Annotated in this window: 21 protein-coding genes; 13 read left to right on the top strand and 8 right to left on the bottom strand. The window is 50.2% G+C overall.

All coding sequences use genetic code 11. The annotated features are described in order from the left end of the window. Window positions 1–44 precede the first annotated feature (44 nt). Both AC4IFB_RS03740 and AC4IFB_RS03745 read right to left on the bottom strand, forming a co-directional pair. The gene (locus tag AC4IFB_RS03740) at window positions 45–767 is read right to left on the bottom strand and encodes a rhodanese-like domain-containing protein (RefSeq protein ID WP_490779435.1); all 723 of its coding nucleotides are present in this window, start codon (window positions 765–767) and stop codon (window positions 45–47) included. Window positions 768–849: 82 nt separating this feature from the next. Then, window positions 850–1,236, bottom strand: a complete 387-nt coding sequence (locus tag AC4IFB_RS03745; RefSeq protein ID WP_490775290.1) for a hypothetical protein — start codon at window positions 1,234–1,236, stop codon at window positions 850–852. Window positions 1,237–1,734: 498 nt separating this feature from the next. Between AC4IFB_RS03745 and gshB the strand changes: the two genes are divergently transcribed. Genes gshB through AC4IFB_RS03785 form a run of 8 tightly spaced genes read left to right on the top strand, consistent with a single transcriptional unit; the run spans window position 1,735 to window position 8,257 of the window. After that, entirely contained in the window at window positions 1,735–2,685 is a 951-nt protein-coding gene (gene gshB / locus AC4IFB_RS03750) for a glutathione synthase (RefSeq protein ID WP_490775289.1), read from the top strand. After that, the gene (locus AC4IFB_RS03755) at window positions 2,682–3,539 is read left to right on the top strand and encodes an energy transducer TonB (RefSeq protein ID WP_490779436.1); all 858 of its coding nucleotides are present in this window, start codon (window positions 2,682–2,684) and stop codon (window positions 3,537–3,539) included. Before gshB ends, AC4IFB_RS03755 begins: the two co-directional genes overlap by 4 nt. A 39-nt stretch (window positions 3,540–3,578) precedes the next feature. Further along, window positions 3,579–4,142, top strand: coding sequence for a YqgE/AlgH family protein (locus tag AC4IFB_RS03760; protein WP_490775287.1), 564 nt, complete (start codon window positions 3,579–3,581; stop codon window positions 4,140–4,142). Beyond that, window positions 4,126–4,554 carry a Holliday junction resolvase RuvX gene (ruvX, locus tag AC4IFB_RS03765; RefSeq protein WP_490775286.1) on the top strand — a complete coding sequence of 143 codons (429 nt, stop codon included), beginning with the start codon at window positions 4,126–4,128 and terminating at the stop codon, window positions 4,552–4,554. Before AC4IFB_RS03760 ends, ruvX begins: the two co-directional genes overlap by 17 nt. Beyond that, complete coding sequence (gene pyrR / locus AC4IFB_RS03770; RefSeq protein ID WP_490775285.1) at window positions 4,544–5,107, top strand: bifunctional pyr operon transcriptional regulator/uracil phosphoribosyltransferase PyrR; 564 nt, start codon at window positions 4,544–4,546, stop codon at window positions 5,105–5,107. Before ruvX ends, pyrR begins: the two co-directional genes overlap by 11 nt. After that, entirely contained in the window at window positions 5,104–6,093 is a 990-nt protein-coding gene (locus tag AC4IFB_RS03775) for an aspartate carbamoyltransferase catalytic subunit (protein WP_490775284.1), read from the top strand. The genes pyrR and AC4IFB_RS03775 overlap by 4 nt, the downstream gene beginning before the upstream one ends. Continuing rightward, a complete protein-coding gene (locus AC4IFB_RS03780; RefSeq protein WP_490775283.1) occupies window positions 6,090–7,388 on the top strand; it encodes a dihydroorotase in 1,299 nt (432 codons plus the stop codon). The genes AC4IFB_RS03775 and AC4IFB_RS03780 overlap by 4 nt, the downstream gene beginning before the upstream one ends. Further along, window positions 7,385–8,257 carry a dihydroorotate dehydrogenase electron transfer subunit gene (locus AC4IFB_RS03785; RefSeq protein WP_490775282.1) on the top strand — a complete coding sequence of 291 codons (873 nt, stop codon included), beginning with the start codon at window positions 7,385–7,387 and terminating at the stop codon, window positions 8,255–8,257. Before AC4IFB_RS03780 ends, AC4IFB_RS03785 begins: the two co-directional genes overlap by 4 nt. Window positions 8,258–8,352: 95 nt before the next feature. On the opposite strand, the gene AC4IFB_RS03790 is transcribed toward AC4IFB_RS03785, so the two are convergent. The 3 genes from AC4IFB_RS03790 to AC4IFB_RS03800 form a co-directional block, all read right to left on the bottom strand. Then, window positions 8,353–8,904, bottom strand: coding sequence for a hypothetical protein (locus AC4IFB_RS03790; RefSeq protein ID WP_490775281.1), 552 nt, complete (start codon window positions 8,902–8,904; stop codon window positions 8,353–8,355). A 396-nt stretch (window positions 8,905–9,300) separates the two neighbouring features. Then, the gene (locus tag AC4IFB_RS03795) at window positions 9,301–9,855 is read right to left on the bottom strand and encodes a CDP-alcohol phosphatidyltransferase family protein (RefSeq protein WP_490775280.1); all 555 of its coding nucleotides are present in this window, start codon (window positions 9,853–9,855) and stop codon (window positions 9,301–9,303) included. A gap of 293 nt (window positions 9,856–10,148) precedes the next feature. Continuing rightward, on the bottom strand, window positions 10,149–11,273 hold the full coding sequence (locus tag AC4IFB_RS03800; RefSeq protein ID WP_490779437.1) for a DUF2066 domain-containing protein: 1,125 nt from the start codon (window positions 11,271–11,273) through the stop codon (window positions 10,149–10,151). A 158-nt stretch (window positions 11,274–11,431) separates the two neighbouring features. Between AC4IFB_RS03800 and purM the strand changes: the two genes are divergently transcribed. Genes purM through AC4IFB_RS03815 form a run of 3 tightly spaced genes read left to right on the top strand, consistent with a single transcriptional unit; the run spans window position 11,432 to window position 13,897 of the window. Further along, entirely contained in the window at window positions 11,432–12,502 is a 1,071-nt protein-coding gene (purM, locus tag AC4IFB_RS03805; protein ID WP_490775312.1) for a phosphoribosylformylglycinamidine cyclo-ligase, read from the top strand. After that, on the top strand, window positions 12,499–13,167 hold the full coding sequence (purN, locus tag AC4IFB_RS03810) for a phosphoribosylglycinamide formyltransferase (protein WP_490779438.1): 669 nt from the start codon (window positions 12,499–12,501) through the stop codon (window positions 13,165–13,167). Before purM ends, purN begins: the two co-directional genes overlap by 4 nt. Window positions 13,168–13,171: 4 nt before the next feature. Continuing rightward, on the top strand, window positions 13,172–13,897 hold the full coding sequence (locus AC4IFB_RS03815) for a DUF3108 domain-containing protein (RefSeq protein ID WP_490779439.1): 726 nt from the start codon (window positions 13,172–13,174) through the stop codon (window positions 13,895–13,897). A 200-nt stretch (window positions 13,898–14,097) separates the two neighbouring features. Here AC4IFB_RS03815 and AC4IFB_RS03820 read toward each other — a convergent pair whose 3' ends face one another. Next, on the bottom strand, window positions 14,098–14,613 hold the full coding sequence (locus AC4IFB_RS03820) for a dCMP deaminase family protein (protein ID WP_490775276.1): 516 nt from the start codon (window positions 14,611–14,613) through the stop codon (window positions 14,098–14,100). Further along, window positions 14,610–14,957, bottom strand: a complete 348-nt coding sequence (gene grxD / locus AC4IFB_RS03825) for a Grx4 family monothiol glutaredoxin (RefSeq protein ID WP_490775311.1) — start codon at window positions 14,955–14,957, stop codon at window positions 14,610–14,612. The genes AC4IFB_RS03820 and grxD overlap by 4 nt, the downstream gene beginning before the upstream one ends. A 430-nt stretch (window positions 14,958–15,387) precedes the next feature. On the opposite strand from grxD, the gene AC4IFB_RS03830 reads away from it, so the two are divergent. Beyond that, window positions 15,388–16,008, top strand: coding sequence for an HD-GYP domain-containing protein (locus AC4IFB_RS03830; RefSeq protein WP_490779440.1), 621 nt, complete (start codon window positions 15,388–15,390; stop codon window positions 16,006–16,008). A 71-nt stretch (window positions 16,009–16,079) separates the two neighbouring features. On the opposite strand, the gene AC4IFB_RS03835 is transcribed toward AC4IFB_RS03830, so the two are convergent. Continuing rightward, window positions 16,080–17,864: an N-acetylglutaminylglutamine amidotransferase gene (locus tag AC4IFB_RS03835; RefSeq protein WP_490775274.1), complete on the bottom strand. Its 1,785-nt coding sequence runs from the start codon at window positions 17,862–17,864 to the stop codon at window positions 16,080–16,082. Window positions 17,865–18,193: 329 nt separating this feature from the next. Between AC4IFB_RS03835 and recQ the strand changes: the two genes are divergently transcribed. Next, on the top strand, window positions 18,194–20,362 hold the full coding sequence (gene recQ / locus AC4IFB_RS03840; RefSeq protein ID WP_490779464.1) for a DNA helicase RecQ: 2,169 nt from the start codon (window positions 18,194–18,196) through the stop codon (window positions 20,360–20,362). The last annotated feature ends 229 nt before the right edge of the window (window positions 20,363–20,591 follow it).

The following is a 20,591-nucleotide window of genomic DNA, read 5'->3' on the forward strand; positions in this document are numbered from 1 at the left end:
TCACGTTGAAATCCTCATGTCACGGACATATTCATAAAAATCGGTTACTCGCCCGGCACTACAGTTGTAAGGCCCCATAATTGCCACAACTGCATGCCACCACGGTAATAGAAAATTTTGTTGGCTGGGTAGCCCACTTTCAATAATCCTTTGATTGCACGAGGCGACTGGCCACACTCCGGGCCATTACACCAAAGCACAAGATCTTTTGCGTTGCTGAAATCCCATTTTTCAGTCATTTCCTCATTTCCCAATATTCCCATCTGCTCAAGCTTAAGGGAGATCGCGCCAACACTGCCCCTGGGTCTGACCCCAAAAAGCAACAGCGCCTGTTCCATTTCCGGAGTTCCAGGCTTACTCAAGCCTATAAATGGAATGTTGATGGAACCAGGAATAGTGCCACGATTAAACCACTCAGCCGTCCTCGCATCAATTAACAGACCGGTTTTATCTCGTAACTTCCCTTCCATGAAATCAAAAAGCTCAATCTCACCAATGGTCGCCACCTGAGGATCGACCTGCATTGGCTGTAAACAGAATGGTGGACATTTTCGCGCTGTCTTGGCGTAGTAACCCTTAAGTTGGTAATCGGGATCCTGAATCCGTTGCACTTTGACTGCACGGCCTTCATGTATGACATGGGTAAATGGCTTTTCAGATGATAGCTTAACCTCGAGATCTTTCCCGTCGGTTGCTTCTTCAGCAACTGCGATCAGCGGCAAAAGCAGCAAGGAGACTCGAAATATCAAGTTAATACAGCAATTCATCACTATACCTTTCAGGTTTAAGTTGATCTGGCATCGGGATAAATAAAACAATCCTTGACAACATTTCCGAGCTAATACTTCTCTACTGATTTAGAAAACGATTCATAATTTTTTTTCTGATCTCATCAATTGAAGCGCCACCAATATATTCCTCATAAACTTCTTCCCGGGCTCGTCTGGGTAACTTCTGATAAAAAGTGTAGCTCCCCATGTAACGAGACTTCAGATCCTCTTCAAATGCTATTCGAGCTGCATTCTCGACCGAGCCAACTTCACTATTCTGAGTCGATTCTCCCTTTGTCGGCAGTTCGGAATCGACCTTTTTTGCCTCAATCGAAATCTCCGACAGATAGTCATCCTCATCTGCGATAGAGACCTGAGACAGAGAACCAACCAAACACAAGGCGATTGCAGGCCGCTTAAAACTGACGCATCTCATCATTCTAAAACTGGTGGTTTGTGCCGCCATAGCAACACACCTCTCTATTTTTAAGCAATAAATGACAACACTGCGCTAGTTTTTGACTGAAATCTTATGTGCAGTGGCTCTCCTCCCTTTCGGTCAAGTCCATAACCTCGAATTTACCCCAACAAAATAGCAAGACAACCAGCCCGCATCAAGAATATACTTCCCAATTCATTAACTTAGGGGGATAAATTCAGTTACTCCTAACAACATGTAGCACATACTAGCGGCAAGCCATTGAAAAACTTAAGGCGATTCTGGTTTGGTGCCAGACCACAAGACAGACGGGGATTGGCTGCCAAGCCATAACGCCTCATCTTCTATAAATTCGTAGCATCAAGCCCAGGATGAAAAAATTCCTGTTTACGTGATTTGGCCATTTCAAAGCAGCCCAAAGAGGCATTATTATGGCTTGCTGAAGATTGACCACTAATTTTTTTAAAAATTTATTATCCAAGCAAGTAATACCACCCCAACTATATCCAGGGCCGCAAATATCTTATGACTATCCAACTCGGCGTAGTGATGGATCCAATTGACTCCATCAAGGTACATAAAGACAGCACATTCGCGATGTTGCTGGCGGCCCAGTCAAGAGGCTGGGGAATCCACTACCTTGAGCAGCAGGATCTCTCCCTAAAGGATGGCGCCTGCTGGGCAGAGAGCCGGAATCTAAAAGTTAAGGATGATGCTGACAATTGGTTCGAATTTGGTCAGTCTCAGCGAATGCCTCTGCATCAGCTGGACGTGGTACTGATGCGTAAAGACCCGCCTTTTGACATGGAGTACATATATACAACCTATCTGCTTCAACAGGCTGAGTCTGAGGGGTGTCTGATTGTCAATCGGCCCAATAGTTTAAGGGATGCCAACGAGAAACTGTTCACAGCCCTCTTTCCCCAATGCACGCCACCTACCCTTGTTACCCGAAATAGTGAAGAGATTCGTGAATTTCATGGCATTCATGGTGACATTATTCTCAAACCACTAGGTGGTATGGGGGGTGCCTCAATCTTCCGCATAACCCAAAAGGACCCGAATATCGGCGTAATCATCGAAACACTGACTCAACACGGGAGTCAATATACGATGGCGCAACGCTTTATTGCGGAGATCGACAAAGGTGATAAACGTATCCTGATGATAGATGGTGAACCTGTCCCTTATGCGCTCGCCAGAATACCTGCTGAAGGTGAGACTCGGGGCAATCTGGCCGCTGGTGGCAGAGGCGAAGGGGTACCCCTGTCAGAGAGAGACCTATGGATCGCGCAACAAGTAGGCCCGGAGCTGAAATCCCGTGGTATTCTGTTCGCCGGCCTCGATGTGATCGGTGACTATTTAACTGAAATCAACGTCACCAGCCCCACATGTATTAGGGAGCTTGACCGCCTGTTTGATTTGGACATAGCCGGCGACCTGATGGACTCGATAGCAGCTAAACTCAATTTATGATTTCAACCCAAAACCAATCTGACATTCTTGGTATCGGTCTGTTCGCTGCCACGGCCTTGCATGCCTTTGTAATTCTTGGCATTACCTTCAAGCCCTTTGAACCCAACAAGCCTGAGTTTCGGCAACAGAGCCTTGAAGTGATGGTGGTCAGACGACCCAGTGAACAGCCAAAAGAGGAGGAGGAAGCGGATTATCTGGCCCAAACCTCCCAGACCGGTGGCGGAGAGCAGAGTGAGAAGGAGAAACCGCAAATAGCTGAGACTCCCCTACCCTCAGCAGTGCCACAAATCGCCCGGCCTCCAGAAGCTCAACAGACACTGCAACCCAAACAGGATCCGCTAACGACAGAGATCTCAGATATAAAGACCTCTCCGGATACCACTCTGCCTCAGTTGCAGCCCCTCCCCTCAGCCAGACAATTGCTGGCCAGCAAGAATATGGAAATTGCCAGACTGACCGCAGAATTGGAGCGAAAAACCGAGGCCTATGCCAAACTACCCAAACGTAAAGCGATCAGCGCCAGCACCAAAGAGTATAAATATGCCTCCTATCTTGATGCCTGGCGACGTAAGGTAGAGCGGATTGGTAACCTGAATTATCCGGATCAAGCCAAAAGAGACAGTCTCTACGGCAATCTGGTACTGCATGTTGCTGTAAAGACAGATGGCAGTGTTGAGCAGATACGCGTACTCCATTCGTCTGGTCACAAGATTCTTGACGATGCCGCTGTACGCATCGTTCGACTCGCGGCTCCCTTCTCTCCCTTCCCAAATGAAATACGTAAAGAGACGGACATTCTTGACATCACACGTACCTGGCAATTTTTGCGTAGCGGCAAACTCAACGCAGAATAACTATTGCAGCCACCTGCCAGCGATTGGATACTATAAACTATGAGCCCCAATACCAACCTGACCAACCACTTTCTCATCGCGATGCCGCAACTCGAGGATCCGAATTTCTTCCATACGGTGACTTATATTTGTGAACACTCCAATGATGGCGCCATGGGAATAGTGATCAATCGCCCGATGGAGCTCCATCTTGCAGATATTTTCGAGCAGCTGAAGATTCCGGTAAGCACCGAAAAAATCGCGGAACAACCAGTATACACTGGTGGCCCGGTACAAAGTGATCGTGGCTTTGTGCTGCATGATAGCGACTCGGATTGGTCCTCGACACTGAAGGTTACTACTGATATCAGTGTTACCACTTCGTTGGATATTCTCGAGGCAATTGCCGCCGGTAAGGGCCCTGAGCGAAACCTGGTTGCCCTGGGATATGCAAGTTGGGGAGCCGGGCAGCTGGAAAATGAGATAGCGCAAAACGTCTGGCTGAGTGGGCCAGCTGAAAACAATATCATCTTCAAACGGGCCAGCAAGGAGCGTTGGCAGGCTGCTGCAGACTTGTTGGGAATTGATCTTAACCTGCTGAGCGGTGATGCAGGACACGCATAACAAGGTGGCACAAACAGATACCCTGTTGGGATTTGATTTTGGTACCCGTAAGATAGGCGTTGCTGTGGGACAGAGCCTGACGGGAACAGCAACCCCGCTGGAAACCCTCGAATTGGTTAACCACAAGCCTGATTGGGAGCGGATTAAACAGTTGATTGATGAGTGGCAGCCTCAGGCCCTGGTGGTTGGCCTGCCGCTTGATGTGGATGATAGTGAAACCGATGCAACACAACCCGCATTACGCTTTTCACGACAGCTCGAAGGCCGTTTCCACTTGACCGTCCATCTGGCAGATGAACGATTTACCTCCTTCGAGGCCAGGGACAGGTTGGGACATCGGGCCAAACGGCTCGAAGATTATGACGCGGTAGCCGCCAAACTGATATTGGAAACCTGGTTCAATGAGCGATAACAAAACTTTCATGCACGCCGATGGCGTGGAATCCCTTGTCGATGTCATGGCAGGCAAGATCTGGACACTACTGCATGAGAGGGATATCACCGCCCCGCTGATGGTTGGCATTCGAACTGGTGGTGTATGGCTGGCTGAAAGACTGCACCAGGAGCTGGGATTGAAAGATCCACTCGGCACCCTGGACATCTCATTTTACCGGGATGATTTCACACGCATCGGCATGAACCCGGAAGTTCACCCTTCAGACCTGCCGGTTCCTGTGGATGACCGACACATCATACTGGTCGATGATGTACTGCAGACTGGCCGCACTATCAGAGCCGCTCTGAATGAGATTTTCGATTATGGCAGGCCCGCTTCCATCATTCTCGCCACCCTGGTCGACAGAAGCGGTCGGGAGTTACCGATACAGCCGGATGTCACCGGACTTCACCCCAGTCTCGAGACGGATCAACACATCACCTTGATCGGACCCGACCCCTTGGGACTGATTATTGGCGGCAAAACAAACCGGACTTCCAGAGGCGATGAACAAGGAAAGGATAGATGAGTCTGAGCAACAAGGCCCTACAGCTGGATGAGGAGCAGCGACTGCTCCATTTCCTCACAATCGACGGACTCAATCAGTCGATACTCACTGAAATACTCGATACTGCAGAAGGATTCACCGGAGTATCTGAACGTACCATCAAAAAAGTACCCCTCTGTCGGGGCAAGGTGGTTGCCAATCTGTTTTTCGAAAACAGCACCCGCACCAGAACCACCTTCGAACTCGCAGCAAAGCGACTCTCTGCAGATGTGCTCAATCTCAATATCAGTGCATCTGCCACTTCAAAGGGTGAGACCCTGCTGGATACCTTAAGAAATCTGGAAGCGATGCACGTGGATATGTTCATTGTGCGTCATTCGACCAGTGGCGCTGCCCATTTCATCGCTCAACATGCCGACCGTGGCGTGGGGGTGATCAATGCCGGGGACGGGCGCCATGCTCATCCGACTCAGGCCATGCTCGACATGTTTACTATCCGTCGACACAAAGGCGAGTTTGTTGGCCTGCGGGTAGCGATCGTGGGAGACATTCTTCACTCTCGCGTAGCTCGTTCCCAGATTCTGGCACTCAATACCTTAGGGGTCTCTGAAGTGCGGGTCGTGGCGCCACGAACCCTGCTACCCTCCGATGCCCGCAGCCTTGGTGTTCATGTCTATCACGACTTCGATGAGGGCGTCAGAGACGTTGACGTGATCATTATGCTACGTTTGCAAAAAGAGCGAATGCAGGGTGCACTGCTCCCCTCTGAACACGAGTATTTTAAGCTCTATGGCCTCACAGAAAGACGTTTGGCACTGGCGAATCCGGATGCCATTGTGATGCATCCCGGACCAATCAACCGGGGAGTGGAGATGGATTCTCAAGTCGCCGATGGATCAAAGTCAGTGATACTGCAGCAGGTCAGCTACGGTATAGCCATTCGTATGGCGATCATCTCGATGGTGATCGGTACGCAAAATCTGCGTACTCAGGAGGTCGCTGTATGAAAAAGAAGAAAAAAGATTTCACTATCCTCAACGGACGGGTTATCGACCCAGCCAACGGTATTGATGAAATTACTGACCTCCACATCTCTGGCGGTAAAATTCTCTGCCTGGGCACTGCACCGGATGATTTCCAGGCAAGTCGTAAATTCGATGCCACTGGCCAGATTGTCTGTCCCGGTCTGATCGACCTGAGTGTCAGCCTCAGGGAACCGGGAGAGGAGCACAAAGCTACCATTGCCAGTGAAACAGCCAGCGCCGCCCGCAGCGGTATTACAACCCTATGCTGTCCCCCAGATACCATACCGGTCATCGACACCCCGGCGGTGGTCGGACAAATACGACACAAAGCCCGAAAGGCCGGTTATTGCAGACTACTTCCCCAAGGTGCGCTGACAAAAAACCTCGATGGTGAACGATTGAGTGAAATGGCGGCACTCAAAGCCGCCGGTTGTATTGCGGTAACCAACAACTACACCCCCTTAAAGAATACCCTGGTACAACGACGCGCGATGGAGTATGCCTCCACTTTCAATCTGTTGACCATCATCCGCCCTGAAGACCAGCACCTCTGTAACAATGGCTGCGCCCACGAAGGCAAAGTAGCCGACCGCCTGGGTCTGCCTGGCATACCGGAAGCCGCTGAAACTGTGGCAGTGGCTAGAGATCTTGCCCTGGCGGAGACCACCGGCGCTGTGATCCACTTTCATGCCCTCTCAAGCGCCAGTGCTGCACGCACCATGGCTTGGGCAAAACGTGAAGGTCGCAGAGTCAGCGCTGATGTTGCAATCCATCAGCTACATCTGACGGAGCTGGATATGGAGGGTTTCGACAGCAATCATCATGTCAGACCACCTCTGCGCACAGACAGCGACCGGGATGGACTGAGAAAAGCGGTGGCTGAGAATGTCATACAGGCCATCTGCTCTGATCATCAACCCCATGAGGCGGATGCGAAATCCGCCCCATTTCCTGATACGGAGCCAGGCATATCGGGGATTGACACCCTACTGCCTCTAACCCTGAAACTTGTGGAACAAGGGGTGATGGACTTGAGCAGTGCAATCGCACGCCTCACCTGTGGACCTGCGGATATCCTCGGTCTTCCCTTGGGCAGACTCTCCCCAGGACTCTCAGCAGATATCTGTATCTACGATCCGCAACAGCACTGGCATGTCTCCACAGATCGGCTTCAAAGTGCAGGCAAAAACACACCCTTTACCGGCTGGGAGATGCCTGGCCAGGTCACACACACATTTTTAAAAGGCCGATTGGTCTTCTGTGAAGAAACTAAATGAGCAAACCACACCATAACTCTGTATTTGTTGAAGAGGCTGAAATCATCAGCCACGAAGCGTTCGAAGGCGATCAATTCGTGATGCGCTTACTGACGCCTCACTGTGCGGCCAAAGCCAAGCCTGGTAGCTTTGTCCATATAACTTGCGACCCCCAGCTTCCGATGAGACGCCCCATCTCGATCATGCGCAGCTCTTACAAAGAGGGCTGGATCGATCTGCTCTACAAACGGGTTGGAAAAGGCACCAGTCTGCTGGCACAACGCAAACAGGGTGAACATATCAGCGTCATGGGACCGATTGGCAACCCCTTTAAACCCTCACCTGAGCGCTCCAGACCCCTGTTAATAGGTGGTGGTGTTGGCATGCCTCCGATGGTATTTCTTGCTGAGAGCATGCGCGGGGAAAAAGATAAACAACCATTTATTATTCTCGGCTCGGAAGTCCCCTTTCCCTTTCAGCCAACACCTTCAAAAATCCTCATCCCAGGCATGCCGGATGGCGTCATCGCCGGAATGCCACTGCTTGATGATTGGGGTGTGGGTTCCCGTCTTGCCAGCCTTCAGGGATACAGCGGCTGCTTCCAGGGTTATGTGACCGAATTGGCTCAAAGCTGGTTCAGGAGCCTCGACAGGGAGACCCGTGGACAGATTGAGATCTTCGCTTGCGGCCCCCACCCAATGTTGCAGGCAGTGGCTGCTATGGCCAGAGAATGGAATGTTCCCTGCCAGGTTTCACTTGAAGAGTTTATGGCTTGCGCCATCGGCGGCTGTGCTGGATGTGTGGTTGAGGTAGAGACAAATGAAGGTCCGGCAATGAAGCGGGTGTGTGTAGACGGACCGGTTTTCGAAGCGTCAACAGTTTTCAGCTGAGACCTCAATGGAATGGATAGCATGAGCTCAGCTTGAGCTACCCTTTTAAATAGGCAGTGGGGGAGCGATCCGCCACTGCCGTAAGCTGTCTGATATCAGAAGCGGTGCAGATAACCCAGATTGATTGAGTCGATCTTGTAATCGACATTGTGGAGGTCACCATCGGCATAGCGCATTACTTCGAAGGTTAAGGCGTTACGCTCATTGCCGTAGAGCTCAAGACCCAAGCCAAATGCCGGAGCGACATCATCATCTCCCTTGAATCTGGGCACATCCCCCGCAAAATAGGTCACACCGGCCATTAAATAGGCTCTGGCGCGATCATCAAAAAGGTAGAGGTTACCTCTGGCAAAAAGGCTGGCCATGTAATCTATCTGATAATTGTTGTCATCGACTGTGTCACCACTGAAAATCCCAAAATGGCCTTCCACGGCTATATATTTGAAAAATTCCCGCCCACCGCGGGCGATCAGACCTGTTCCCCTGAAATCAGTATTGCTGTCATCCTCTTTATATTGAGGTGAGGCAACTATTACCCCAAAGTAGTTGTTTCCCTCAATACCTGAGCCATCGGCAAATATTTCCGCTTGAGAAACAGCGGAAGACAACAGCAGGCCAATGCCAACAATAGAAGTGGTAACTCTCATTAACTTTTCTCCGTAAGTCACATAGACACTTATTTTTTCCAACTATAGTCTAGCTGCTTGGCATCACAAGCGCCATGCCCGCAAAACTGCGAATTCGGTCGGATTGTATGTTTCTCACCCAGCCACTGTTTGCCAACCAACATTAACCTATCAATATGCCGCAGCACTACGCCTTCGCAAGTTTTTGATAGTCCAGTCCAAACCCGGGCATACTGTAGATTATCATTTATATATCAAATAGTTAAGACAACTAAAAAATGAGCCTGGCAATGTAATCGCTCCTTTCAGCGAGCCACACCTCGATCAGTTGCATGCAGAAGCCCTGAAAAAACCTATCTATTCAGTAGGTTAATAAATAGAGGAAATAAAATCCGCTTACCCTATCCTACCCCGGATTCAGATGTGCCACCCTTTCCTACGCGCCTTATTACTCCACACCCAAACATAAGCAACACCGCTTATCAATGTTGTCAGCCCTGTTGTCCAGGTCAGCCATTCAAGCAGCGGATATGGCAAGGGAAAGGGGCCCGCATCGGTAACCACCAAAAGTACCAGCATGATCTGCAGTAAAGTATTCAATTTACTGACCAGACTCGGATTTGCATCAACCTCTTCAACACTGAAGTTATAGTAGAGCGCCCCACCCACAATAGTCAGATCACGAAAAATCACCAGAATCACCAACCAGATAGGAATTAGGCCCTGGCCACCCAGCACCAGAAATGAACTCATCAGCAGTGCTTTGTCAGCCAGGGGATCCAGCAACCCTCCCAAGTAACTCTGCCAACCAAAGCGTTTCGCCAGATAGCCATCCAATCCGTCTGAAAACCCGGCTACGGCAAACAGAATCAATGCATGGGAAAACTGCTGCTCAAACAGCAACCAGACAATAGGCAGGGTCAGCAGGATTCTTAAAATGCTGATCAGATTCGGAATGTCACTAAGCTGCATCTCTTCCTAGGGCCTGTTAACACTAATCGAATCGGCCCTGCTGAGACTATTTTTTTGTCCAGCAAGGCAGAATAAGCGAAGTGTAGTCATTCTACATGAGCGAATGATAACGACGCTGGGCGGAAAAATAGCCTCAGCCCCTCGGGTTACCCCTGAAAAAGCGCCTCTCGGCGTTGTTCGTCGTTCATTTGGAGTGACCAAACCTCTCTCCTCGCGCCTTCATTGGCGCTTTTTCAGGGTAACAGAGTCGATTCGATTAGTGTTAACAGGCCCTACCTCACTGCCAATAGAGATCAGCGCAGACGGTAATCCAACCCTTCTCCATCCACCATCTCATCGCTGATATTGTCTGGCTGATCAGGATCCGGACTCTCCTGTAACACCACCGGCTCAAGCACGGAGCCCAACTGAATACCCCGCACCAGTGCGTCACGGCCTCCATGCACCCGTAATAGGAAACTCACCTTCTCTTCACCAGCAGAGAGCAGATCCACATTTTCGATCATCGCTAAGGAGCGAAGATAATCCTGTACCAATACATAATCTGCAAGATGGGGTAGCCCATGCACCCTTAATCTCAGGTTGGCAACACCTTGACTCACTTGTTGTGGTGCAAAGCGTAGAGCAAGTGCATCCACCGCCTGCTCAATGCCCTCACGGGCTAAGGCCTGTTTGCTGTTGGCATGTGCCTGCCATCGAATGATCTTATCGGGCAGGTAGAGCATCCACTCTCCCCGCCAACTGCTGCGTCCACGATGGGAGAGCCTTCCCACAAGTATCACATCAGGCAGATAACGGTCGGATGCTCGTCGGATATTTTCTTCGAACCCACCCCACAAGTCACTGACCTGCAAGGCGTTCTGGTCTTCGATATCCATCAACGGCCAGACCAGAGGCATTCCCCTGAAGTCGGCAACACCAGTCAGCTGTCGTTTCAGCCCCGCTTCCCGCTCTGGAGAGATAAGAACTCTGCGGGTTCCCTTCTCCTCTCCCAACCAGACCAGCATGGAGGGGCGAGTCTCCCCCCAGACAGGAATACCACTCTCACGTAGCAGTCGATTGACTGCCCTCTCATCAAAGCGAGCCCATAACAATCGGTCGGGTGCATTTGCAGCAACGGCCTCACTACCTGAGTCCAGCGATTTATACCTATATTGCTGGACTAATCCAGACGCTCTTTTGAGTAGTTGAGCCAAATCGGAATTGTCACGCAGACTACTATCTCCACTGACTTTCACCAATACCCCGGCAAATGCATCACGAATGCCTTTGGTACGCGCTTCAGCACTCTGTCCCGAGACCGGCACTTCGGCTTCATACAAATTAGTCACCGACTCGGCATATGCTGAGGAGCAGAGCGCCAACAACAGGGATAGAGACAACAGTTTGAAAAATAGCTGCACTGGAAATTGATTCATTTCAGATCACATACTCCTAGGGCCTGTTAACTAATCGAATCGGCCATCTTAACGCGCTTGGAAAAAAGATGAAAATTCATGGCTCACAAACCTACCTGGGCTATGATCTTCTGTTAGAATTCCGTTCTGAATTTTATGACAATCTGGAGAACTGCCTCGTGGCCCATGAGTCCAATCCAAACCAACCTGCTTCGTTAAGTTACCGGGATGCCGGAGTAGATATAGATGCAGGCAATGAACTGGTCGAACGTATCAAACCGATTGTCAAACAGACCTTTCGTCCGGGTGTACTTGCCGGCTTAGGTGGTTTCGGAGCCCTCTTCGAGCTGCCTTTGGATCGTTACCGGGAACCTGTACTGGTTTCCGGAACTGATGGTGTAGGCACGAAACTGAAACTTGCCCTGGAGTTGAACAAGCACGATACCATCGGCATCGATCTAGTTGCCATGTGTGTCAATGACATCGTAGTGGCCGGTGCAGAGCCCCTGTTCTTCCTCGACTACTACGCCACAGGTAAGCTGGACATCGAAGTAGCAACGGACGTAGTACGGGGTATCGCAAAAGGGTGTGAACTGGCTGGCGCCGCTCTGACCGGGGGTGAAACGGCGGAAATGCCTGGTATCTACGACTCTGGTGACTATGACCTTGCTGGCTTTTGTGTCGGTATCGCAGAAAAGAGTCAACTGATACAAGCGGATCGTGTCAAAGCTGGAGATACCTTGATCGGCCTCGCATCATCAGGCCCACACTCCAACGGTTACTCGCTGATTCGTAAGATTCTTGAAGTGAGCGAGGCAGACCTGAACCAGCCGATAGGTGAAACCAACCTCGGCCAAGCCCTGTTGGCGCCAACCCGAATTTATGTCAAATCCTTGCTGGCACTGATGCAAAAGGTCGAGATTCATGCCCTTGCCCACATAACAGGTGGTGGATTACTTGAAAACCTGCCCCGGGTATTGCCAGCAGATTGCTGTGCAGTGATCGATAGTGACAGCTGGACCCTCTCTCCAATCTTCAACTGGCTTCGTCAACAGGGTAATCTGGCGTCTGACGAAATGTTGAGAACCTTTAATAGTGGCGTTGGTATGGTGGTATGTGTCTCTGAAGAGGATGCCCAATCCACCCTGAAACTACTCAACGATCTGGGCGAAACAGCGTGGGAGCTGGGTAAAATCGAGTCTGCTTCTGAGCATGACAAAGCTGTAGTGGTAACCGGATCCCTGGCATGACCCCATTGCAGCGACTCCGGGTCGTGGTATTGATATCAGGCAAAGGCAGTAATCTGCAAGCGATCATCGATGCAGCCCAGGCGGACCTGCCTATCCAGATTACCGCAGTCATCAGCAACCGAGCTGGGGCATTTGGTCTGGAAAGGGCATCATCAGCTGGAATCGAAACTGCAATACTCGACCACAATGAATATCAGGATCGTTCAAGCTATGACCAGGCATTGATGACTCTGATCGACGGATACAATCCCGACCTGCTTGTATTAGCCGGGTTTATGCGCATTTTAACCAACGAGTTTGTAGGCCACTATGCTGGACGAATGTTGAACATCCATCCATCCCTGCTGCCTAAATATACCGGTCTGCGCACCCATAGCCAGGCGCTCGCAGCCGGGGATAAACTGCATGGTGCCAGCATACACTTTGTGACTGAAAAGCTGGATGGTGGCCCACTCATTGCTCAAGCCCAGGTAACTGTTCTAGCACAGGATAATGCGGATAGCCTGGCAAAACGGGTACTGGAGAAAGAGCACCAGCTCTACCCATTGGCGCTGCGCTGGTTTGCTGAGGAGCGACTTAAACTGAATGAAAATGGAGAGGTCATTCTGGACAACAGGATTCTGCAACAACCGGTGGTATTCACGCCTCAGGACCCTATCAGGTAAGCCTATGAGCCGCCGCCCACTCCTTGTAAATTGGCTGTTGGGACTGTTTTTTATCTCATCTCTATCGCTTACTGTAGCTGCGAGTGAAGTGCTGGAGCCCTTTTCAGCAGCATTCAAAGTAAAACGTAACATCATCCCCCTGGGACGTTTAACTCTGAAATTCAACCTGGATCAGAGTGGTACGGCATACACCTATAGTGCACACACTCAACCCGGTATGTTGGCCGGAATATTCAGCAGACATGAAGTGATCGAAGAGAGCAGTGGCAGCATCCAGCAAGGGCAGATCATTCCCGATCACTACACCTACAAAGATGGGGATGAGAATTCCGAGAGTAGTATCGTAGAGTTCCATTGGCCCGAACAGAGCGCCGCAACCACCAGCCATGGCATAACCTGGTCCCAGGCCATTACAAGCGACACCCAGGATAAACTCAGTCAGCAACTGCAAGTAAGGATTCATTTGGCTCAGGGTCAACGGCAGATCAGTTACCAGGTAGCAGATGGCGGCAAGTTGAAACATTATCACTTTGAAGTCGTAGGGGAAGAGAGGGTTGAAACTGACTATGGCACCTATCAGTGCCTGAGGGTTGAGCGCAGTAAGGCTTCAAAAGAGTCTGACTACACCATATGGTTCGCCCCTGAGCTTGGCTACCTTCCGATCAAAATTGAACGTGTCCAAGGGGGGAAAACCTACCGAATGGTACTCAATGAACTGTCGATGCCTTGATTGGCACCACACCAGGTTATGCATACCCTCATAATCCAGTCACTACAATTTTGTTAAAGAGAGTTCATAGTACTGATTTCAGTTTTCGGCTATTGGTAATTCATCAATTCTCATATCTCGAAAGCTGACATATGCTGGCTTTTGAATCCCCTCGCAGTGGAGGAGATTTCGGCGGCAGTAAATGGTAGCTGGAGATAGAACTAATCCTGCAGAAACAGATTCATAACGTTCTTGAACAAGCCTCCTGGAGCAATGGTAATGGAGGCATTTTGATGATTGATTTCGTGCAGATCGTACTGGGTTATCTCTACCCCAGCCTCCCGATACATCTCAGCGGACAACTTGATATCATCTGACCAGCGGGAGAGAAAATCCTCGCTAGGGGTCACATAGACGATACGCCCCACCTCCTCCTGGATCAGCTTGGAGGCACATCGGGGACAGGGCGGATGGGTGACGTAGACGGTGCAACCACTCAAATCCCTTTTTGCAAAAATCATCGCATTCTCTTCGGCATGAATGGTCAGATTGAGCTTGCATGCGCGATCCCCCAGACGCTCCTGCTTATCCTCCACACCAGCAGCAAATCCGTTGTAACCGAGTGAGATGATGCGGTTGCCGTCAGTAATCACAGCGCCAACCTGCGATGAGGGGTCTTTACTCCAAGCAGATATGTAGGAAGCCAGTCCAAGAAATCTCGTATCCCACTTCGTCATTCGGCCTGACTTTCCCCAGCAGAGGCAACCTTAGCCGCAGCCTCTTCCATCATGCTCTTCAGTTCACCATTCTGGTGCATCTCAAGGGTGATATCGCAGCCACCCACCAACTCTCCGTCAATATAGACCTGGGGAAAGGTTGGCCAATCTGCAAAACGAGGCAGATTCTCAAAAATCTCAGGATCGGCCAGTACATTCACATAAGCAAAAGGCACTCCGCAATCCTGTAGTGCGGCAGCAGCCCTGGAGGAGAAACCACACATTGGAAATTGTGGCGTTCCCTTCATGTAGATCACAACCGGATTGCTCTCGACCTGATCTTTGATTCGATCCATTACGTCCATCTTTGCACCTCGAAATAGTCGTTTGTCGTACTTAACTGGAGTCTTATCTGACACTTTTCAAGCACGGATTATTTAGGGAAATTCTAACGCTTTGGCAACTAAGAAAAAACCTCTGATAGAGAGTGCTTACTCACTACTTATTCCTGCAGCATAGCTTAAAACCCTTAGAAGCACAGGGTAAACGGTTACCTCATTGTCACGAAGCATGACAGACTCTACTACTGAGCAGCCAGGAAGCGGATCACTGATTGCATAGTTGATAACAGATTTCATGGCTTGGGGTATGGTCATTAACGCCTAAATAGATTTGACAAACTTGCTGCCAAGAAGTTAAAAATCGATATCATCGAACTTTCTATATTGCGTTCAATATCTAATAGCCGGATTCTTCTCTGGTTTATCCAACATCGAAACGGGTTGTAACCTCCCAGTGACCGAAGACCAAAACCCCGATTTGACGCGTTGCGTCTCGCTTCTCGAAAGCCATATTGGCTTCAAGCTGGAGACCATCCTCAAACATGCGCTACAAGCCAGGGACAGCTACACGCTCGCCCACTCAGAGCGCGTGGTCTCAATGGCAGAGTGTATCGGTCGCCAACTAGGCCTGAGCGATCATCAGATGGACATACTCTCTTTAGCTGCCGGTTTCCACGACATCGGTAAGATCGGTATTCCAGATCATATCCTACTGAAGCCAGGTAAGCTCTCTGGGGAAGAGTATGATGGCATTAAGCAACACCCGATCATTGCCTCAAACATGCTCCGCTGCCTGGGTAATCCAATTCTCGATGAAGTTGCGGTCTGTGTGTTGCACCATCATGAGCAGTGGGACGGAAAAGGATACCCTGAACGGCTGAAAGGGGAGCAGACCCCTATCATTTCACGCATTATCTCAGTAGTGGATGCCTACGATGCGATGACCACGACACGCAGCTACCGGCGACAAATTGAGATTGATAAAGCCTTGGAGATTATTACTCAGGAGAGCGGCAGCCAATTCTGTCCAGAGGCTGTCGATGTGCTACTAGAGGTCTGTTCACAGAAGCCCTAGGCAAACCCTCTGCTCGGCGCTGCCGTTTGATGAGGGATGAGCCATTGTTGTCGCCCTGACTATCGTTATATCTAGGTTGCGGCCAGTAAATGCTTTTGTAACCAAAATTCAAACAACGCGATATGCCAGAGCTTACTACCGCGAATCCGTGTGTGGTGCATCTCCGGAGAAGCCATCAACATATCAATATATTTCTGCTGAAAAACCCCACGTTCCCGTGCTGCCTGGGAGTTCAGAATATCACTCATGAACTCCAGAAATTCTCCTCGCACATATTTCAGGGCCGGCATAGGAAAGTAGCCCTTTGGGCGATCAATCACTGAATCGGGGAGGATACCTCTGGCCATGGCTTTCAGTGGATACTTCCCACCGTCCCGCAACTTAAGCTCCGGTGGGCATCGGGCAGCCAGCTCAACCAGATGATGATCAAGAAAGGGCACCCTGGCTTCCAAACCCCAAGCCATGGTCATGTTATCCACACGTTTAACGGGATCATCGACAATCAGCATGGTTTGATCGGTATGCATTACTGCGTCGATCAATGTCTCGCCATTGCTCTCCCGTAACTTACTGGCAATCAGTTCCCGAGTGTAATCACCAGCCCCGTATTGATCAGTAACCATACGTAGATACTCGTCATGATCACGATCAAAGTAGTGCTTTGCAAAACGATCTACAGCTTCACCTTCCCTCTCCTCCATGATGCGTGAGTACCAGAAATAGCCCCCAAACACCTCATCTGCACCCTGTCCGGACTGCACTACCTTGATCTGTTGTGAAACCTGCTCACCCAAAAGGAAGAAAGCCACCGCATCCTGTCCAAACATCGGTTCCGACATATTGTCGACCGCCTCGGGCAGTCGCTTCAACACATCCCCATTCGGCACCAGAAACTTGTGGTGCTGTGTCTGATACATTTCAGCAACGGGATCTGAGTATTCAAACTCATTGCCCTTCTCTTCCGGCTGATCCTCAAATCCAACAGAAAAGGTGCGCAAATCATCTACACCGGCCTCAGCCAGCAGGGCTACCAACAGACTCGAATCAAGCCCGCCGGAAAGCAATACACCAACCGGAACATCAGCAATTTCATTACGTCTGCGTACAGCTTCGCGCAGTTCATCATGGATAGCCTCGAGCCACTCCCCATCGGACATCGGCTGAGCGGGGCGGATAGCGCTGTAGTGCCAATAGCGACGGATATGCTGTTTGCCATTGGCCTCGATCATCATGCTGTGGCCAGGGGAGAGCTTTCTAATCCCTTTAAAAATCGTATGCGGCGCAGGTACAACACCATGCAGGGTAAACTGGTAGTGCAGTGCCACCTGATCCAGGGAGGTATCCACATCGCCTGCTGCAAGCAGCGCCTGGGTATTGGAGGCAAAACGAAAACAGTTACCGCTCTGGCTATAGTAGAGTGGTTTGATACCAAACCTGTCCCTAGCCATGAACAGGCGTTGTCGCTGAGCATCCCAGATTGCAAAGGCGAACATACCAGAGAGACGACCAACACAATCCTCACCCCAGGCGTGATATGCCTTGAGAATGACCTCTGTGTCACCATTGGAGAAGAACTGGTAACCCATACCAATCAGGGTTTCACGCAACTCCTTGTAGTTGTATATGCTGCCATTAAAAACAAGGGTCAGATTGAGCTTTTGATCCACCATCGGCTGGTTGGCATGCACTGAGAGATCGATAATGGATAGCCTGCGATGCCCCATTGCCAAGGATCCATCACTAAAACTGCCCCCATGATCCGGCCCACGCCGCCGGATCTGCTGGTTCATTCGGTCGATTGCTCCCAGATCAGCAGGGGCGCCATCAAACCGTAATTCACCACATAATCCACACATTATTTTTCCCAATTATCCTGTTATCGATTGATTCAAGAGATTGCCCTGGCAAGGTGCCCGATGACGACTGGTAGTCTGTGAACTCACCCTCGGGTTTTCCCATACACCATATCGTAGCACTCGACCTGAGCCGATGGTGCTATCTCATAAGGCATGGCCACCTGAGCACGCTCGAACCGGAGTCGTGTTATCGGGCACCTTAGTCCCATGCGTAAATGACTTCAACATCGGCTTAATATCCCCCAGCCAGGTAGCCATACAGTTGTTAGGGCCTGTTTAAGGTATCATTCCTCCTGACAAGACGACAAAAGGACAGGATAATGTCAAGGATGACAGATAGAGAAAACAGTTCCACTGAGTTAGACCAAGCCAGAGCAATTCTGCAGCATAGCTTCGGCTATCACGATTTCCGTCCACCCCAGGACCAGATCATTCACCATCTGCTGACAGATGGGGACGCCCTAGTGATCATGCCGACCGGTGGTGGTAAATCTCTCTGCTACCAGATTCCATCAATGATCAGATCGGGGGTTGGGATAGTGGTATCACCACTTATTGCCCTAATGAAGGATCAGGTCGATGGATTGACCCAATTGGGCATTCGAGCCGCCTATCTCAACTCAACCCTGACAGCTGAAGAGAGCAGCCGGATAGAGCAGCAACTGCTGGCTGCAGAGATCGATCTGCTCTACGTCGCACCAGAGAGGCTCCTCATACCGCGCATGCTGGATCTGCTGCACCAGAGTCGACTGGCTCTGTTTGCCATCGATGAGGCCCACTGCGTCTCCCAATGGGGTCATGACTTTCGTCCGGAATATATTCAGCTCAGCCAACTGGCAGAACAATTTCCGCAAGTCCCCAGGGTTGCCCTGACAGCAACTGCCGATCTGGCCACTCGACAAGAGATAGCTCAACGCCTCTCTCTCGGCAGTGCAAATCAGTTCGTCGTTGGATTCGATCGACCCAATATTCGCTACCAGATCATGGAGAACGATGGTAATAGTCGACAGCGATTATTGAGTTTCATCCAGCTGGAGCATCCAGGAGATGCAGGCATAATCTACTGTCTGTCACGCAAGCGTGTAGACGAAATCTCAAGCTGGCTGCGGACTGAAGGCATTGATGCCCTGCCCTACCATGCGGGCTTGGACAACCAGACACGACAAGCACATCAAAACCGCTTTCTACGTGAAGACGGTGTTGTCATTGTTGCGACCATCGCTTTTGGAATGGGCATAGACAAACCGGATGTACGATTCGTCGCTCATCTCAACCTGCCCAAAAGTATCGAAGCCTATTACCAGGAGACCGGTCGCGCCGGTCGCGACGGCTTACCTGCCGATGCCTGGATGATCTATGGGCTTCAAGATGTCATTACCCTACGCCAGATGCAGGCAGGTTCTGATGCTGACGAATCCCATAAGCGTGTGGAAAGACATAAACTGGATGCAATGCTGGCCTTGTGCGAAATCACCAGCTGTCGCCGCCAGGCACTGTTGGACTATTTTTCTGACACACTGGAGTCTGCCTGCGGCAACTGTGATACCTGCCTACAACCCCCCCAAACCTGGGATGCAACTGAAGCCGCCCAGAAAGCACTCTCATGCGTGCATAGAACGGGACAGAGATTTGGGGTCAACTACTTAATCGATGTTCTATTGGGTAAAGATAATGACCGCATCAGACGCTTCAATCACAATCAGGTCAGCACCTACGGCATCGGTGCCGAATTCAGTGCTGGTGAGTGGCGGGCTATCTACCGTCAATTAATTGCTCATGGACTACTCACTGTCGACCTGGAAGGTCATGGCGGACTTCATCTCACAGAAAAAAGCCGACCTGTGCTGCGTGGTGAAAGCAAGCTCTTTTTGCGCAAATTGCGGAAACCAGAAAAACGCAGTGGGCGCAAAACCTCAAAAGATAGTGCCCGTGTAAAAGCAAACCAGAACCTTTGGGAATCCTTGCGCACACTGCGCAAATCCCTGGCAGAAGATCAAGGGGTGCCCGCCTATATGATTTTTCATGATGCCACGCTGATGGAGATGCTGGAAAAGCACCCACGGACTTTGCAGCAGCTTGCCCAGATCTCAGGTGTTGGTGAGCGCAAACTGGAAGCCTATGGCGATCAGTTTCTCAGCTGCCTGAACAACTTCGACGAGCTATCGACTGACAGTGGATTCGATACAGTATCAGAAACTGTAATGCTACTGAAAAAAGGAGAGGCCATAGAAGCCATTGCCGATCAGCGTAGCCTGACGCTGACAACAGTCTATAATCATTTGGCAACAGCAATTGAAAGCCGTGGTTTGCCACTGGCGCAGGTATCAACCCTCTCCAGTGAGCAACTAAAGGCAATACGTTTCGCCTTTGAACAATTTGCTGATGATGGTAAATTGAAACCGGTCTACGAAGCACTTGAGGGAGTATATGATTATGGTTTGCTTCGCTGTATACAAGCCGCATTGAATGTTGAAGCATCTATAGCAACCCCTGAGTAACTCATTCTGCTCAGTTAAAGAGAGGAAATGCATCTATTAGCCAGCTATGGTGAAGACCATTAACGGGGTTGGCGACAAATTTTAAGTCCATACCCTGCTCAGTGCTTTCTTTACAGAACAGTTGCTAAAACAATTACTTAGATCCATTCTAAAATGTGCGATTTAGTATCCCAAAAAACCAAACCAGTTCTCATTTTTTCAGATTCAATGACACTAAATATTTGAATCG

The organism is Candidatus Thiodiazotropha sp. AKIB8, assembly GCF_058244675.1.